The 18516-nt window shown below is 42.5% G+C and carries 13 protein-coding genes and 1 tRNA gene; 1 reads left to right on the top strand and 13 read right to left on the bottom strand.

Annotated elements, in window-relative coordinates; all coding sequences use genetic code 11:
- Nucleotides 1-86 precede the first annotated feature (86 nt).
- The 5 genes from aroA to AXE77_RS00405 form a co-directional block, all read right to left on the bottom strand.
- Nucleotides 87-1439 (bottom strand): 3-phosphoshikimate 1-carboxyvinyltransferase, encoded by a 1353-nt coding sequence (gene aroA, locus AXE77_RS00425; RefSeq protein ID WP_430886640.1) that lies wholly within the window; start codon nt 1437-1439, stop codon nt 87-89.
- A 119-nt stretch (nt 1440-1558) separates the two neighbouring features.
- The gene (locus AXE77_RS00420) at nt 1559-2473 is read right to left on the bottom strand and encodes an energy-coupling factor transporter transmembrane component T family protein (protein WP_116711619.1); all 915 of its coding nucleotides are present in this window, start codon (nt 2471-2473) and stop codon (nt 1559-1561) included.
- Nucleotide 2474: 1 nt separating this feature from the next.
- Nucleotides 2475-4067, bottom strand: coding sequence for an ABC transporter ATP-binding protein (locus AXE77_RS00415; RefSeq protein ID WP_116711618.1), 1593 nt, complete (start codon nt 4065-4067; stop codon nt 2475-2477).
- Between the two features lie 111 nt (nt 4068-4178).
- A complete protein-coding gene (locus AXE77_RS00410; protein WP_116711617.1) occupies nt 4179-4790 on the bottom strand; it encodes an ECF transporter S component in 612 nt (203 codons plus the stop codon).
- A 327-nt stretch (nt 4791-5117) separates the two neighbouring features.
- Nucleotides 5118-5194 (bottom strand) — tRNA-Pro (locus AXE77_RS00405).
- A gap of 157 nt (nt 5195-5351) precedes the next feature.
- Between AXE77_RS00405 and AXE77_RS00400 the strand changes: the two genes are divergently transcribed.
- Nucleotides 5352-6473 (top strand): ABC transporter permease, encoded by a 1122-nt coding sequence (locus AXE77_RS00400; protein ID WP_116711616.1) that lies wholly within the window; start codon nt 5352-5354, stop codon nt 6471-6473.
- A gap of 130 nt (nt 6474-6603) precedes the next feature.
- Here AXE77_RS00400 and glgX read toward each other — a convergent pair whose 3' ends face one another.
- The 8 genes from glgX to AXE77_RS00360 form a co-directional block, all read right to left on the bottom strand.
- Nucleotides 6604-8733, bottom strand: coding sequence for a glycogen debranching protein GlgX (gene glgX / locus AXE77_RS00395; protein WP_116711615.1), 2130 nt, complete (start codon nt 8731-8733; stop codon nt 6604-6606).
- An 87-nt stretch (nt 8734-8820) separates the two neighbouring features.
- Nucleotides 8821-9705 carry a Nif3-like dinuclear metal center hexameric protein gene (locus AXE77_RS00390; RefSeq protein ID WP_116711614.1) on the bottom strand — a complete coding sequence of 295 codons (885 nt, stop codon included), beginning with the start codon at nt 9703-9705 and terminating at the stop codon, nt 8821-8823.
- 70 nt (nt 9706-9775) lie between these two features.
- A complete protein-coding gene (gene polA, locus AXE77_RS00385) occupies nt 9776-12838 on the bottom strand; it encodes a DNA polymerase I (protein ID WP_116711613.1) in 3063 nt (1020 codons plus the stop codon).
- Nucleotides 12839-12918: 80 nt separating this feature from the next.
- Nucleotides 12919-13707, bottom strand: a complete 789-nt coding sequence (locus AXE77_RS00380) for an ANTAR domain-containing response regulator (protein WP_116711612.1) — start codon at nt 13705-13707, stop codon at nt 12919-12921.
- A 226-nt stretch (nt 13708-13933) separates the two neighbouring features.
- Nucleotides 13934-15022, bottom strand: a complete 1089-nt coding sequence (gene menA / locus AXE77_RS00375; RefSeq protein WP_116711611.1) for a 1,4-dihydroxy-2-naphthoate octaprenyltransferase — start codon at nt 15020-15022, stop codon at nt 13934-13936.
- Between the two features lie 47 nt (nt 15023-15069).
- Nucleotides 15070-15843 (bottom strand): energy-coupling factor transporter transmembrane component T family protein, encoded by a 774-nt coding sequence (locus AXE77_RS00370; protein ID WP_116711610.1) that lies wholly within the window; start codon nt 15841-15843, stop codon nt 15070-15072.
- 61 nt (nt 15844-15904) lie between these two features.
- A complete protein-coding gene (locus AXE77_RS00365) occupies nt 15905-17800 on the bottom strand; it encodes an ABC transporter ATP-binding protein (protein ID WP_116711609.1) in 1896 nt (631 codons plus the stop codon).
- Nucleotides 17801-17911: 111 nt separating this feature from the next.
- Complete coding sequence (locus AXE77_RS00360; protein ID WP_116711608.1) at nt 17912-18493, bottom strand: tryptophan transporter; 582 nt, start codon at nt 18491-18493, stop codon at nt 17912-17914.
- Nucleotides 18494-18516: the final 23 nt, after the last annotated feature.

Genomic DNA, 18516 nt, shown 5'->3' with positions numbered 1-18516 from the left:
TAAAAATAAATTTGAATAGATATAAATAATCCCGAGTCGAATAAGGCTCGGGATTATTTGTTATGCAAACTTGTTATGCAAACTTGTTATGCAAGCATTTTATGCCACATGCCCGGAAAATCAGGAATCGTTTTTCGAGTTGTAACAATATTCTTGACGCGTATATTTTTTATTCTCAGCCCCAGCATTGCAGCAAACGTAGCCATACGGTGATCAGCATACGTTTCCATAACTTCCCCATAAATATGCTTACTTGGCTCAATACGAATACCGTCGTCAAGTTCTTCCGCACCAATTCCAACACGTTTCAATTCAGCTACCAACGCCGCCAAACGATTCGTCTCATGACCACGCAAATGTGCAATACCGTGAAGTTCGCTTGCCCCATCCGCAAAAGCAAGAATAGCCGCAATACTCGGAGCAATCTCCCCTGCTGCACTTAAATCAAGCGAAGAAATTGCACGTATACTACCATTGCCAGTAACAGAAAGCACTCCAGATTCACTATTAGCACTATCTTCTTCAAAATTAACTACAGCACCCATCTGCTCAAGCAAGTTTGGAAGCAAACCCCCTGGCTGAGTTGTATTCTTCGGCCAGTTTGGAACCCTAACTGTGCCTCCAGCAATCAATGCTGCGCCCAAAAATGGTGCTGCATTTGACAAATCAGGTTCAACAACTACCACATTTGGCAAAACTAAGTGCGCTTCCGAAACACTCCAACTACTAGGTTCGCACATTCGTACAGTGCCAGCAGCCTTACGAATATCATCCATCGTCATACGAATATGTGGCATACTCGGCAAAGTTGCGCCAGTATGTTCAAGATATAATCCACCAGAAATTCTGGATCCAATAAGCAACAAAGCAGAAATAAATTGAGATGACGCAGACGAATCAATGCGCACAATTTTCTTCAAATTATCTTCTGAAATTTCACGCTGCGGAGGCGTAATAGTATACGGCAAAAAACCGACTGCACCATGGTACGTAACTGTCGCACCAAGCTGCTCCAAACCATCAAGTACTGGTTTCATAGGACGTGCATACGCCTGCTCATCACCATCAAATCGCACAGGACCGTCGGCAAAAAGCGCTAACGCACTAACGAAACGCATCACCGTTCCAGCTAAACCACAATTTACAACACTCCCCTCCTGAACATTGAATATTCCAGATTCAGGAGGCTCCACGCGAACCATAGTCCCTTCAACGTTAAGAGACTCACATGTGACGCCAAAAACTTTGAGCGCATCTATCATAAGTTCCGTGTCTCTAGAACGCAACAATCCTTGTAATATCACAGGTTTTTTTGCAAGTGCTGCAAGTATCAAATACCGATTCGATAATGATTTGCTACCTGGAATATTTACCGTCGCGTTGAGTGGCGTATCACATAATGGCGCGGCCCAAAGGTTAAGGCAACTGCAAGGATTCATCATTTCATTCATACTACGATACTAGCGAGCAACATGTACGGTACGCATGTACGGTACGCACAATAATCTCAAGCTTTTCTGCGCATTCTTACGTTACTAGCTACTAAATTATAGCGAAATTACATACGAATAAACGCATTATGCCAATACCCTGTTCGAATTGAAGTGTAAAGAGCAATAGTTGGAATAGCAATACTAATCAGATAAAACACCCAATCAAATACTGTTAATTTGGATTTTCTCGCTGGAACGCGTTTAACAGTACTGCCAAAGGCTCTCGCTTCCATAGCGGTTGCGAGCTTAGTTCCACGACGAATAGAAAGCACAAGCAAACCAAAAGATTGCGAAAGCATGCGTTGTAAAGCCTTACCGTCTGAAATGCCGCGAGACCTACGTGCCAAACCAAAAGCATGCCAATCGTCCTGTAATAAAGTAAACATGCGCAATCCAGCTAACGCACCGTACACAAAGCGTGGAGAAAAATGCAAAATCTGCACTAATCCATCTGCCAAATCAGTAGGATCTAAGCCGAGCGCCAGTATAACGCCCGGAACCGCCACTGCTGCAACACGGACAAATGTGCAACAAGCTAAATATAACGAGCCTTGACTTACGTGCATCCAACCGAATTGGAACAGCACGTTTCCGGAGCTTTGACCGTATAAAAGTACAGATATGAAACTGCCTGAAGCAGCAATCCAAACCGGCCAAGTGTGACGTAAAACATACCACGGCATAACGCCACCAATTGCCAATAGCAGTATATCCAAACCGAATGCGATAGAAGCTGAAACAATATCTAACGTAACAAACATCGGCAAACACAGCAGCAAAGCTCCAATGAAACGGCTTATTGGATTAAGTTTACGAATAAACCACGATGGTGATACAAGCCTTTCGTGTTCCACACGTTGCGAAGCTGAAGTGACATTTATAGAAGAAACCTTAGCAAGATCTTCCTCAACTTTCGGATTAAGATCCGCTTTAGAACTTACATTATTAGCGAAATTTTCTGATACACTACGCAACTTCATATTACACGTTCCTTTCGCTCTGCTCGCACGCAGGATCAACACTCTCCTCATGCTCAACACGTATTACACGAGCACCCAATGCTTCTACTAAAGCGTCATCGTGCGTAACCATAATAACTGCAGAACCGCTGTCTCGAATTTGCGCAATCAATTCAACCATGGCCGTCCACGTAGTAAAGTCCTGACCAAACGTCGGTTCGTCCATAATAACTACTCGGGGAGCTGCAGCCAGCAACGAAGCAACAGAAAGGCGACGCTTTTCACCGCCAGATAAGGTATACGGATTAGCTAGCGCAAAACGTTTCAGATTCATACGTTCCAGCATTGCGTCAGCAATATCGTAAGATTCTTGCTCACTTTTGCCTTGCTTTCTTGGTCCTAAAGCAACTTCATCTCGTACGCACGACGTTACAAACTGGTGTTCAGGCTCTTGGAACACCATGCCAATGCGTCCCAGCAATTCACGGCTTTTCCACGTCCAAAGATTATTATCTCGCTTTTCAGGAACCAAATCTTTCGCTAAACACACGCTTCCTTCAAGAGGTTTTAATAGGCCTGCAAGGGTGAGTGCTACAGTAGTTTTTCCTGCACCATTAGGTCCCATGAGCGCAGCTACTTCACCAAAACGAAAGCCAATATTAACATGCTGAGCTAACGGCACTGTTCTTCCGAAGGAACAGTCACGAGTATAAAGTGCAAGATCTTGCGATTTATCGTCACAACTATATTCTTTTTTCGGAGCAAACGATGTAATAGTTCTTCCAGGAACCCAAGCACCGCCGTTTGCAAGCATGTCACCAAATTGTGCAAATACTTCTTTTGGATCGCCGTCTGCAATAACGCAGCCAACGTTAGCGTCAGTATCGCCAGTATCGTCAGTATCGTCAGCGTGATGTTGGGAAGGTTTTCCAATTACAATCACTCTGTCGATAAGATCCATCCAAATATCAATATGATGTTCAACCACTACCATAGTGGCACCAGTTTTTACAAGCACATTGGCTACCGCGTCATGTACTTGCTTTACTCCTTCAGGATCGAGATTGGCTGTAGGCTCATCTAATAACAACAGTCCAGGGTGCATAGCAAGCACACCAGCTAATGCAAGGCGTTGTCGCTGCCCTCCAGATAAACATTGCGTCGATCGACGAAGACCTTCACTTCCTGAAGTAATATCGTCCAAACCAACTGCTTGTAAAGATTCACGTACTCGTTTCCACGTTTCTTCTACTGGAATACCGAGATTTTCACTGCCGAAAGCAACATCATCACCAGTTCGTTCGAGAATAATCTGAGAATCGGGATCTTGCATAACCAAACCGACTCTGCCACGTGCATCCTTTGCCTCAACCCCATCTATACAAAGGCTACCTTCTGCCATGCCCTCAGTTTCGTCTCCAAGAACACCAGCCAAACCTGCCATTAAGGTACTTTTACCAGCTCCAGACGCGCCCAGCAATAACACGTGTTCGCCTGGTTTAATATCAATATTTACATGACGTAATACAAAATCTTTACGCGTTGTGTGACGCCAACCCCAGTCTTGAGCAACAACGCTCGCAGGAGCCCATGCGACATTATCTGCAAGTTGCATAATAACAAACTTTCATTACCGAAGCATTATATGAACAAACTATCGTGTTTTAATGCTTTTGCAAGCACTAGAACACGATAGTTTAAGATTTCAAGCACTTTCTTTAAGCGCTCACACTAATGCTTGAGGGCGGCCTGATTCAAAACGATCGAGAACACCCGTTGCAGCTAATGCTTTTTGCACAACCCACATCAGCACGCCGGCAATAATGAAACCGGAAATAATAGAAGTAATTACATTTGCTGTAATGTACTGAACACTCCAGCCCTGGCCACCGCTAGTCCAATTGTAAAGGAAGCAAGCCAAACCTGCCAACGCACCCGAAATAACGGTAGAAAGCAAGTTCCATGCCTTATACATGAAGAAAATGAACGCAAGTTCTGCGCCAATGCCTTGTATAATACCAACAATCAAAGATCCGCCAACGCCCCACTGATTGCCCAGCATGAGTTCAACAAACGCAGCTAAAGTTTCAGCAAATAATGCAGCACCAGGCTTACGCACGATTATTGCAGCTAAAGGTCCAGCAAAAAGCCAAAAACCATTAGACAAACCTTCAGCGCCAGGCAACAGGCTTGCGAAAAGATTAGTAGGAGCTGCACACACAATGTCCCAAGCCCAGAACAATACACCAGAGGCAACGGCGATAATTGCGGCGATAACAATATCAATAACTCGCCAACGGTTAGAATGTTTTACTTCCGAATTTTCAACAGTAGACATAATAAGTGCCTTTCTTTCTATGAATAGATAGATTGGGGCACGGGAAAAGAGCGACGTCCGTTGCTAATATTACTTAACACACGTTCAATCGGTCGAAGCTTACGCTTCCTCTCAGCCTTGCGGCTCCCGAGTCAATATTCAATCATTAGTAAAGCTCACACACGCAATTACTGCATGTACAAGCCCAACAGTTCAACAATACACACTAGTATGACATCATTCAACAGAGTGCCTAGAGAAAAATAGAAATCTATAAGATAAAAGGAAAAATTGGGCGATATCATTCAATATTAATAAACAAAAACCCGAGTCAAAGACTCGGGCTCATGGTCGGGGTGACAGGATTCGAACCTGCGACATCCTGCTCCCAAAGCAGGCGCGCTACCAAACTGCGCTACACCCCGATGCTTCAAAACCACAACCTGGCTTCCAAGCACAATCAATTACTATAGCGCACATTTATGACAAATGCAAATCCGCGACACACTGATGCGAGAACACAGAAAGCATCTCCACCAGCACAAGCTACAATAGAGTAAGTTGCACCACAGAGGGGTTTATATGGGACGTTTTCAACGAACAGAAGCAGCAGGTTTGATAGCATTTCTTGCATGCGCTGTCTACGGCATGATTGTTATGTCTTTATACATGTCCGTAATGCCAGCAATTTGGCAAATAAGTCAACGACTCTTCCTCACTGCATCTGGAATTGTGGCCCTTTGCAGCGTTGACGCATTCGTTATTGGATATTTACGCACCAACAAAAAATTTACCGGCAGCTACTTAATACGCCTCGCAAAACACACTTTTGAAATTACCGCACTTTCAACCATGTACGGCGCAACCATGTTCCTCATGTCTTTCGCACTACTTTCTATTATCAACGGGATTATAGGAAGATCAGCAATGAATAGCTATCTTCCCGTATTATGTTCAGCATTATCCGGAATAGTTGGTTACGCAACACTTATCCAAGCAGAACTACTAGAAGCAAAAACTGTCGCCTCACTACTCCCCTTATTTGTTATTTCTGGAGCAGCAACAGCAGGATTAACGTCCGACGACCCCTACTGGTACAACAATAATTTTTCTCAGCTTGGAGATCGTACAACTTTTGCCGCCAATATGTTTAACGCAACACTTGTTTTAGCAGGACTTTGCATTATTATTACTAGCTACTTTGCTATCAGCGAGTTTATTGCAACACAACACGAAATACTAACACGAAACAGCCAAGAAAAAACGAAGCATTTCAAAGTGCGAATTACCATTATGGCTGCGCTGCTTATTCTTGGAGGTATCGCTTTTATTGGCATAGGTACATTCCGGTACACGCCACACCCCATCCTTCACGACTTGTGTGCGCGAGGCGTCACAGGATTAATCTGCACTATGCTCGTTTGTCTTCCGTGGCTTGCTCCTCGGCTGTCACGAACGTTTTATATAGCTTCAGATTTAGCAGTTGCACTCACTTCGTGGGCTGGAAACCAGTGGCTTCATGGTCATAATACGCTCACCAATGTGGAAGCACTTTCATGCTTACTTTTCCTAGGTTGGATTATTGTCTTTTCACGACAAGTTGCAGCCATGCAAAGCGATCGACTTCAATCAAAAATTAATCAAATGATTATAGCAAATAAAGAATCACAAACCGACAAGTCGCACGTCATCTATCAACGCTAACAGTGACATTCAACGCAACGTTCAACACAATCAATCACATAATATAAAGGCAGTACAGAAGCACAAATACAAACGCGCTCCCACACTGCCCTTAACTTTCAAAAGTGGATGAAAACTCACACAACCATTACTAGTGCTCTGGCTTATGCTCACTCATAAGGAGCAAGAAACTACGCGACTGAGCAACAATATTAAAACCTGCTTCATAAAGAAGTTCAGGACCTTTTGGATTGTGCGTGTCTACAATAAGCTTCCACTTTTCTCCATAACGCTTATCTGGCAAAGTAAACGTGATTGGTTCATAATGCGCATTAAAAATAAGAATGAAATCATTATCAACCATCCTGGTACCATACCAGTCTGTTTCCGGAATATCAGAACCATTCAAATAAATCATAACCGATAAGGCATGGGTATTTGACCAGTCTTCCATATCCATAACAGTGCCGCTATGGTCAAGCCACTCAACTTGCGGAATATCACAAACGTCATCCTCATTCGATCTACCAGTAAAGAACCGACGACGATGTAGAACAGGATGACTTAGTCGCAAATGAATGAGCTTAGCAACGAAATCAAACATATCGCGCTGTTTTTCGTTACAATCCCAACTCATCCACGAAATAGCGTTATCTTGGCAATACGCGTTATTGTTACCGTTCTGCGTACGCATCACTTCATCGCCAGCGCAAATCATAGGAATGCCTTGGCTCATAAGCAAAGTTGAGAACAGATTACGCATCTGACGTTCACGCAGTTCGTTCACATCGTGAATATTAGTAGGTCCTTCTACACCGCAATTCCACGAACGATTATCATTGGCACCGTCGCAATTGCCTTCCTTATTCGCTTCATTATGCTTTTCGTTGTAACTCACTAAATCGTTCATAGTAAAGCCGTCGTGAGCTGTAATAAAGTTCACCGACGCAACCGGCTTACGCCCGTTCTGCTCATATAAATCAGAGCTACCCATAAGTCTACTTGCAAATTCAGGAAGCGTCGAAGGCTGCGACCGCCAAAAATCGCGCACACAATCACGATAACGACCGTTCCATTCCGACCAGCTTGGAGGGAAGCCACCAACCTGATATCCACCCACGCCAATATCCCAAGGCTCAGCAATAAGCTTCACACTTGAAATAATAGGATCTTGCTCAATAATGTCGAAGAATGCGGAAAGCTTATCGACTTCCTGGAATTGACGCGCAAGTGTTGCCGCCAAATCAAAGCGGAAACCGTCAACGTGCATTTCAGTCACCCAGTAGCGCAAACTATCAGTAATCAATCGCAATGCTTTTGGCGAGCGCATAAGCAGCGAATTACCGGTGCCAGTGGTATCAAAATAGTGACGTTGATCGTTGTCAACCAAGCGGTAGTAGGCTCGATTATCAATACCGCGGAAGCTTAAAGTTGGGCCTCTATCGTTTCCTTCAGCAGTATGGTTATAAACCACATCGAGAATAACTTCCATGCCGGCCGCATGATAAGCCTTCACCATGGACTTGAATTCATTTACCTGCTCACCGCGCTGACCTGAGCTTGAATAAGAGTTCTGAGGAGCGAAGAAGCCGATTGTATTATAGCCCCAATAGTTGCTCAACCCCTTATTTTGCAAGAATGAATCGTTCACAAACTGATGAATCGGCATAAGTTCAATTGCAGTAATACCAAGTTTCTTCAAATACGAAATAACACTTGGGTGCGCAAGACCAGCATAGGTGCCACGAATATCCGCCGGAACGCGCTTGTCGAGATTAGTCATACCACGCACATGCGCCTCATAAATGACTGAATCGTGATACGGAATCATAGGATGCTGATCATTACCCCAATCGAAATATGGGTTAATAACAGCAGCTTTCATAGTGTGTGCGGCAGAATCCAGAGTATTCATCGCTGAAATATCATCCGGATTGGCGAACCAATATGAGAAAAGACTTTCATCGCCGTCAATATTGCCCTCAATCGCCTTAGCGTATGGGTCAAGTAACAGCTTATGCGGGTTACACCATAATCCATGAGATGGATCATACGGACCGTGGACACGATACCCGTATCGCTGGCCAGGCTGAATACCAGACACATAATTGTGCCATACGTATGAGTTCTGCTCGGTCATATCAATACGCGTTTCGTTATCGTGCTCATCAAACAAACATAATTCAACGCGCTTTGCAACTTCGGAAAACAGCGCAAAATTCACGCCGGCACCATCATAATTGGCACCAAGCGGATACATGGAACCTGGTCTTATATGCATAATATAAGTATCGCATATATTTCTACAGTTTTCACGCCATGTTGCTTATATTTCAAGAAACCTGAAAATTTATATTTTACACAGCATTTAATTAATTACGTAATTCCAAGGATCACAGGCTTCACCAATCCAAGTCACCTCGGGACGTTCTCCAGAAATTTTCGCAACGGAATCTGCAATGTCGCCAACAGCATAATTAAACCATAACGATTCAATAGCGCTGTGTGGCGTATTGATAAGCATAGGACGCATGTTCTGAGAAGACTCCAATCCGCAATCAAATCGCAACTGAGCTTCATAACGCGCCTGCTCAATAGCATCCGTTGCAGGATGATGACGCAAGTCACTAGTAACATACACGTCGACGCCAGCAGCACGCACTTCGTCAAACAAACTGTCCCCTGAACCAGGCAACACAGCAACTGAACGAACTTGAGCGTCAAGATTACCAGCAACTTGCACTCCAAAATGTGTGCGAGGCAAAGCATTGAATACTGTATGAGCAAAATCGCGCAAAGTAACCGGAGAATTAAGTTCTCCAATACGCCCTAAACCAACTTCATGACCGTAAGAATCTGGCTGAGATTGCGGTACGAGCGGACGAAGATTGTGCAAACCAAAAGAATCTGCCGCAGCATGAGCAACCCCACGCCAAGCCGCATCAGCATTAGTATGGCCAACCCACAAGCCGCAATTATTCTCAATCAACCGGCGCACAATTTCGCCTCGTACCCCAAAGCCTGCTACTTCGTGCACCGCCCTAAAGAACAAGGGATGGTGAGTGACAAGCAAATCCGCTCCCATTGCAAGCGCACGATCAACCATTGCCAATGTGGGATCGCATACGCAAACAATACGCTGTAAACGTTTACGCACATCACCAACAATCAGTCCTGGGGCATCCCACTGTTCCGCATAACGCAATGGATACAACTGCTCCAACGCCTTAGCAGCCTCGTATAACGTAGTCATAATGCCCCCTATCGCTCGGCTCACATATAATATTTGTAAGAACGTATACAAATAAAAGATATCAGCACCATTAGTGCGCTGCTAGCTGCCAGTCTGCTCCAACACCCGTAGACACATCGAGCGGAACATCAAGCTCTACAGCATGCTCCATCGCTTGACGAACCACAGTTTCCACTGATTCTTGTTCACCATGAGCAATTTCCAAAATAAGTTCATCGTGAATCTGCAAAATAACACGGCTTAGCAGTTTCGCCTTACGCAATCCTTCATCAACACGAAGCATAGCAAGTTTCATAATATCCGCCGCAGTTCCTTGAATTGGAGCATTAAGGGCGCCTCTCTCTGCTGCCTCGCGAACAGTTCTATGCGTTGAAGAAAGCTGCGGGAAGTAGCGGCGGCGGCCAAACATTGTTTCCGTATAACCAAGTTTTCGGGCTTGCGCAACCAAAGATTCCAAGTAATCGTGTACGTTTCCGAAAGTATCAAAATACTTATTTTTCAACACTTCAGCAGCGGCAGGAGTAATAGAAAGTTGCTTAGCTAAACCGTAAGTGCTCAACCCGTAGGCCAAACCGTAACTCATAGCTTTTACATGCGAACGCTGCTCCGCATTAACCTGCGTTACTGGAATTTGGTAAACCAAACTTGCTACATACTTATGGAAATCTACTCCAGAACAAAATGCTTTAATAAGCGTGCTATCTTGAGAAGCATGAGCCATAATACGCAATTCGACTTGCGAATAATCGCAGCTCATTAACGATTCAAAGCCTTCCCCAGGCACAAAAGCAGCACGGATTTCACGTCCAGTAGCATTTTTGTTAGGAATATTTTGCAAATTTGGATCAGTTGAGCTGAGGCGACCTGTCGCAGCAATAGTTTGCTCAAAGGTAGTATGAATACGATTGTCGTCATAATGTGCAGCTTCAATTAAGCTTTGCACAATTTGTTTCAACTTATTTGTTTCACGATGCTTTAACAATGCTCCCAAAAATTGGCTTGACGCTTCATCTGGATCGGTTTTCGCATACATTTCCTGCAAAGCTTCCGCATTAGTAGTGTATGATCCGCTTTTCGTGCGTCGCGTAGGCTTGAGACCAAAATGTTCAAACAGAATTTGCTGGAGTTGCTTTGGACTTTGTAAATTCACGCGCTTATCTGCCAACTTCCATGCCATATTCTGCGCAAACTCTGCGTCTGAGGAGAATTTGCGGAACATATCCTCTAAACGCTGTAAATCTACTGCAGCACCAGTGTCTTCCATGCCTCTTAACACGCGCGAAACCGGCATTTCCAAATCGGACATAAGCCCTGTCTGCTTCCGCGCATCAATTTTAGGAGCGAATTGACGAGCTAACGAACGAGTAAGAATCACTATTCTTAGCAGATTTTCTTCACGAAGCCTGCTTGCTTCAGCCTCAGCTTTCGTTTCCTCACGCGTAGTGTCATCATCAAGAAGAAGGTCAAGCTCACCCTGCTCAGGTTTTTGAGCATCAGCATCACCCTCGTATGGGTGAATATCTAAATAATGCTCAACTACAGTTTCAATAGTGTCTGCACGAAAATCAGGTTCCAAAAGGTACGATGCCAGTCTCGTATCAAGAAGTGGCATACAAATATTTTCGCTGTTATCCTGTAATATTCCCAAAGATTTAAACAACGCTAAATGTTTCTTATAATCATGCAACACCATAGCGGAACTATGAGCATTCAAAAATTCTCGCAAAGACGGCAAAATATTCTTTTCTTTTGAAGCAATATCGTCAGCATATAATACTGCCGCTTCGTGACCAACAAGCATGACGAGAGAATCTGCTTTCAAACCAAAATGTCTACTTGCTACACATTTTCGCTCGTGAGCATACAAAGTTAATTCCGTATTATTTTTTATACGAGCAGCACACTGCTTCGACGCATCAATACCGTAATTTTTATCGGAATCATGAGATAAATCATGAGATAAATCACCAGAATTCACGCTAGTATTATCAGGCGAATCAGCCGATTGCTTCATAATAGACGAAACACGGCGCTGCCAGTTCAGAAAATCTTCCAGTGATTTTACATGATGAACGTGTATTTTTTCTAGCATTGATTGAATATCATCAATCTCTTGATCTGACTCCTCATCTGCAAATGAAGTATCGGAATCGTTGTAAATAGACGAAAGCATAATCTGCATATTGCGTTCAAGAGTTTGCTTCGGCACGAGATTAAAGGTTTTCAAAATCTTGCGTTTTTTTAACTCGCCAAACTCAAGTTGAGATAGCAACTTCCCCAAGTTTACAGCGTCAACTTCGCCGAAACGTAAATCTTCTACGCTTACTCCAAGATCCAAATCTCTTACTAAAGCATTAACTTTACGATTAAGGCGCACTTGGTCAATATTTTCGCGTAAAGCCTCACCTTTTTTGCCAGTAATTTCGTCAGCGTGAGCAATAATACCTTCCAAGCTACCAAACTGATTAATCCACTTCGCTGCATAACCGTCACCGACACCTGGTACTCCAGGAATATTATCGGCAGTTTCTCCTCTTAACGCTGCCAAATCCGGATACTGCTGAGGAGTAACACGATACTTTTCGAATACGGCGGCAGGATCCATAGCTTTCAAATCTTTGAAATGCTGACCTGGATATAGCACGGTAATATTGTTATCTATGAGTTGGAATGCGTCGCGATCACCAGAAAGTACAAGCGTACGATAGCCAGCATTGGCACCCATAGTTGCGAGCGTGCCAATAACATCGTCACCTTCGTAGCCCGGTTTTTCAATATAGGTAACTCCAAGAGCCGTCAACAATTGCTGAATAAGCGGAAGTTGAGAAAGCAATTCCTCAGGTGCAGCATCACGAGTCCCTTTATACTGGGGCAGCAAAGTATTTCTGAAGGTGCCACCTTTAACGTCAAAAGCAATAGCTAAACGATCAGGATGCTCTTTTTTTACCACTTCCGAAAGCATGGTAATAAAGCCCCAAACAGAATTAGTGGCCTGACCTGAGCGCGTAGAAAAATTATCTACTGAAATCGCAAAAAAAGCACGGAATGCAAGCGAGTGGCCATCAACGACCAACAACGTCCCCTTATCATTCTTGTTCTGCGAATAATGTTCTTCGACGATGTTGGCATCCACTGTTGACTCTTCACCTACATTCCGTAATTTACTTGTTATAATATGTGAGCTTATACCATAGCATAAGCTCTACTTACATCTTAATTTTCAGATTCAGGCTCAGGTTTGTCATCACTATACTTAGCGATAATAGCCAAAGCTAAGCGCTTCTTAGGAATACGCTGATCCATGGAAGTCTTCTGAATCCAACGGAAAGCACCCTGCTCTGAGAATCCAGCTTTATCCATAAGCAAGCCTTTAGCACGGTCGACAAGCTTACGCTCCTCTAACGTATCTTCAGCTTTCTTGAGCTTTTCTTCAGTTTTCTTGAGCTGATCTTCAGTGTCACGTAACTTGTTTTCTGTACGCTCTACGCTATCCAACAAATCGTTAATCTCACTGAAACGACCCATTGCAACTTCCAACGCAGGAAGAAGCTTAGACTCCTCGTACGGCTTAGTTACGTACGCCATCGCTCCAGCACCGGTTGCCTGTTTTACTAAATCAGATTGCGAAAAAGCAGTCAGCATAACTACTGGAGCAATATTTTCGTCGCAGATAGTAGCAGCAGCTGTAATACCATCAACTACCGGCATCTTAACATCCATGCAAACTACGTCCGGACGATGCTCACGAGTTAATTCAATAGCTTCCTGACCATTAGCAGCCTGACCAACAACCTTATAGCCGTTATCTTCAAGCATTGCTACTAAATCCATACGGTTCACTGCTTCGTCTTCTGCAACAACAACAGTTCGAACGCCGTGACTATTTTTCTTGCTAAGCTCACGTTGAGCAGACTCCTCATCGGCAGCTTTACGCAACTCATCATCAGTAAGTACCACAGGCACAGTCGGTTCTGCCCCCTCATTGTCATTTGCAACTGACATATCACAACCTCATTTCCTTGCCACTCATTCACAGGGCAACATCGCCATGCATCATTAACACGGCGTGCACGCTCAGCATTCAAACAGTAGTAAATTCACGCCTCATAACATGACTCTGCATGTCTTCAAACAACCGTACGCGCACCATGTTTGTGTCAATCAATGATATCATAAGATTCACAAGACGCGCGAAAAAATGTACATTATTCGCACCATTTTGGCTATTTTATATAATCGCCGACAACAATACAGCTGTAGCAGCAAACATTGCCTGAGCAACACACAGAGGAAAAGCATTCTTATAATCGCCACGAATCACACATTTAATAAATTTATATGCTTTTATTACAAGAGCTACCAATATAATCCACTGAAAAACAGCAACAAATAGATGCCATCTAGCGTTGCACATAATCATGCTAAAACTGAAGAGAACTTCCTCACTACCAAAACGCCATATTGAAGGCACTGCGGAAGGTAAAGCAATAATCAAAGCTGAATATGCTAGTAATAACAGCATTGCTATAGTGCTCATCGTGGCACATAAACGCCTACCGTTGTGCTCGCCAAGCCTTACTATTGCAGTTATCTTACCGTGCTTCTCATCGCTTGCAATATCTCGAAGATTGTTCACCATCATTAGACAAGCCGAATAAGCTCCCGGAATACAAGACATGAGCACGCAAGTCAAAATTCTTAACGGGTTATTAATAAATATGCTGTTAGCTTGTACGCCAATCCCATAGGTAACTGCGCATAAGGTTCCGATAAAAGGCACGGGTCCAAAGAACACAAAAGCACTTACTTCTCCCCAACCTTTATAACCATAAGGGTGCTTTCCTCCAGCATAAAACCATGCTGCAGCAACGCATGCAATTCCTAGCAGAATAAACCACCATATTCCTGTGCGCACAACAATAATAAAACCAAAAATACACGCAATTATTGCAGAAATGATTACAGCTTTCAGCACTGCTTTCGGCTTAATACCAGCATTTGCAAGACGCCAAGAGACATCACACAATGGCTTAGAATTATTGCTACCACTTACAGCACGTAAGCTACGATTGTCGTCTAAACCATTCAGCCCGTCACAGTAATCATTAGCGTAATTAACTGAGATCTGCATACATACAGCAACCACTGCACATAGGAGACATTGAAGAGCACACCACCAAGAATGCACGTAAGATTCCCCAAAGCATGAAAACCGAATCATTCGTAAAGCAACAGCAAATGCCACCACAACAGGTACTAAGCCTATTGGCAATGTGTAAATTCTTGCACCTTTAAGCCAAATCCCTAGACTTTTCATTAATAGCCTCGTAGATTATTTTATTATTTCATTATTGCATAAATAATTTACACGAGATTTGGCAAGAAGATTGATGCGCATATTGGTAAAGCAATAATAAGCGCAGAAATAAGCACAGATAAAAATCCGCGCCACCCGAATTGATACTTATAATACGAGGATTTGCGAGTACGCAAATAAAACCCGCGCTCCTCGGCAGCAAGTGCGGAACTGTCTGCTTTTCGAACTGAAGAAACTAAAAGAGGTACAATAAGCGGCATCATAAGCTTTATTTTTTTGAACGGATTTTTAGTATCATATTCAACACCACGAGCCATTTGAGCTTCCGTGATTTGAGACATTTCGTAAGCAAAAATTGGTACGAAACGCACTGCTGTTGTAATAGTAAAAGCGTAGCAGTATGGCACGTGCAAATATTGCACTACAGCATTCGCAAGATCGTTTAATTTAGTCACAGTTAGAACTGTTACAAGAGGAAAAGCAAAGCAGAACAATCTTAAAGCAGCTTTTGCGCCAATATCAATGCCGTGCAATGTGAACCACAAGAAAATATAGTTGCCACTTTGAGCAATAACAGTCTGCAGCAAAAACATTACGCAAGAAATTATTAGCATAGCTTTAATAAGACCAGATAATGCTTTAACAACTCCAGTAAAAGCCATACCAATAAAAATAATAGCTACAAGCGCAATAAGCACAGAATACTGTTTAGCAATAAACACGCTTACTACAACACTCGCAGCAAGAATTAGTTTTGCAATAGGATTAGTGCGATGAAGAAAAGTGTTACCTGGTTGGTAGGTTAATAATCTAGTTTTCATAAATATCAGACGCCTTTACTTCTTACTTCTATTTGCTACTTTTAGTTTTCTATTGCTTCTGTTAATTCTGCTGATTTTGTACAGTCTGTTTTGTGATTTTTTCGCCGCGCAACGCTTCTACTAATTCTTCTCTCACATACAAGCCATTGCACTTATTAAATCCATGCGCAACAAGGCCTTGAGAAACGGAACATAATAATGGCGGATACAATGCTGCAGCAGAGCACACTTCCGGCTTTTCAAACACATCGTATGCTGAACCATCAATAATAAGCTTTCCATCATTAATTGTTATAAGTCGAGTTGCATAATCAAGAACAACTTCCATATCGTGACAAACCATAATCACACAGCAACCGTTTTTTCTTAAACGCTCTACAACTTGCATAATTCTCATGCATTCCTTGTAATCAAGACCACAAGTTGGCTCGTCGAGCACCAAAATTTTAGGATGCGTCACTACCGTTGCAGCAAGCGCCACCATTTGACGCTGTCCTCTCGAAAGCATAAACGGGCTAGCTTCAGGATCCAGCTCCAACTCATCAATAATTTCCATTGCGTGAGCTTTAGCTTCGTCCTCATTCTGACCAATTAGAGTGCAGCTTAAAGTAACTTCTTCAAGTACTGTTTCTTTGCATAATTGTCGGTCAGGATTTTGGAATAGCGTAGAAACATATTTTGCTATTTGACTGATACGAAGAGACTTAGTGTCAACGCCATCAATTGTTACGCTGCCTTCTGTTGGTTTTAATAAACCATTAATAATTTTGGTAATAGTTGTTTTACCAGCACCATTTCTACCAACGAGAGTTACAAGCTCTCCAGCGTAAGCTTCAAAAGACACGTTTTTTAGCGCACTAACGCCACTCTGATACGAAAAACTGACGTTTTTAAGCGAAAGACATGGCGAATTGTTTTTCGATTTATTTTGTGCGGAAGATTGTGCGGAGACTTGCGATTCGTGGGAAAAGTCGCAAGCAACCGCCGATTTATTTGAATCGCACTCACTATTATCAAATTCACTAGGCGAATCACTATGTGAATCAACATGTGAAGTCAAAGATTTTTCACTATTAATCGTATTAACAATAGTATTTACTGTATCTTCTACAGACACAGGCAAATCGCTTTTATAGCAAATATTCTCACGCTGCAAATCATTAACCAAATGCGTAGTACGCGGATAATTTATTCCAATAGAATAAAGCAAATCCATGTTTTTCAACGCTTGCGGTAAAGGTAAATCAAGCGCCAAAGTGCCATTAGAAAGCACAACTAAACGCTTGCAATACTCGCTTAAAAGCGCCACTTTTTGCTCAATTACAACAACAGTTATTCCAAAATTCTTATTCAAATCTTTAAGAATCGAAAAAATCATTTTAGAAGAGACAGGATCTAAAGCGCACGTAGGCTCATCTAACACCATAACTTTAGGCTTTAGCGCAAGAATAGCAGCAATCGCAACTTTCTGCTTTTGACCTCCAGAAAGAGTGTCTAAATCGCGGTTGCGCAAGTCACTAATGCCAACAATTTGCAAAGCTTCATCTATTCGACTTGGTATTTCGCTATGCGCAACGCCAAAGTTTTCTAAGCCAAAAAGAATCTCATCTTCTACGTTTGCAGCAACCATTTGCGCATCAATATCTTGAATAACAGATCCAATTAAGCAAGCAATGTTAGTTAAAGCAAGATTTTTAGTGTCTTGACCTGCAATTTTAACGCTTCCTAAGAGTTCGCCAGAATAATGATGCGGAATAGCACCAGAAAAAAGCGAAGCAAGAGTTGTTTTTCCAGATCCTGAAGGGCCAATAATTCCCACAAATTCGCCAGATTCTACGCTAAGACTTACATCTTTTAGTGCAAAAGTGGAATCTTGTGCCTTTGAAGAGTCCAAAGAATCATCTTTATTCCGATTCACATACTTAAAAGACACATCTTTTAACTCAAGCAAAGGCACAATAATTCCTAACTCTTAAAACCAATAAATTGATTACTAATTATTGATTATTATCTAACGATTATATAATTTACCAAACATTCCTAACACATATTGCAAACACAAACTGTGCTACTTATGCAAAACGAGTCGAATTGGAGTGTAAAGAACTTCAACAACAACAGCATTAAACACAGCAGTTCCAAAAATGATTGGAAGCATAACAAGAATCGTCTTAGGAGAATGAAGAACAAAGAAAGATGCAGTAGATGCAAATATTAAACCAGAAACAACTGTAGTTATAAAAGTTGCTATAAGTGGGAAAATACTGAACTTTCTAGCAGCATCCTTAGGGAAAACGCGAACATAAGCCATAATCATCAAAGTCATAACAATTGCTGCTGGAATATCGCAAACATAATTAAGACCAGGAATAGATGCGTTAAATTGCATCAAAGTTGCAGCCAAAGCACCAATAATCGCGCCCTGAATAACATGTGGACGAACCAGCAAAATCGCAAGGCAGAATGATGCGATTAAGAAGTTTGGTTTAATGTTTCCAATTGAAAGTGCTTTTGCAACTGTAAAGTCAAGAATACACCCTGCTGCAAAAAGAACTGCAACCAACACTAAAGACGTAACATCTAAAGCATGCTTTTTAATGCTTACAGAATTAATCATGTTACCTGCATGTTCGTTAATTTCCTGATTCATAATCTTCTCCTTTATACTGCGAT

Source organism: Gardnerella massiliensis (assembly GCF_003408845.1).
Taxonomy (GTDB): domain Bacteria; phylum Actinomycetota; class Actinomycetes; order Actinomycetales; family Bifidobacteriaceae; genus Bifidobacterium; species Bifidobacterium vaginale_H.
Note: the sequence above shows the minus strand (reverse complement) of the source record. Positions and strands in the feature narration are given on the sequence as shown.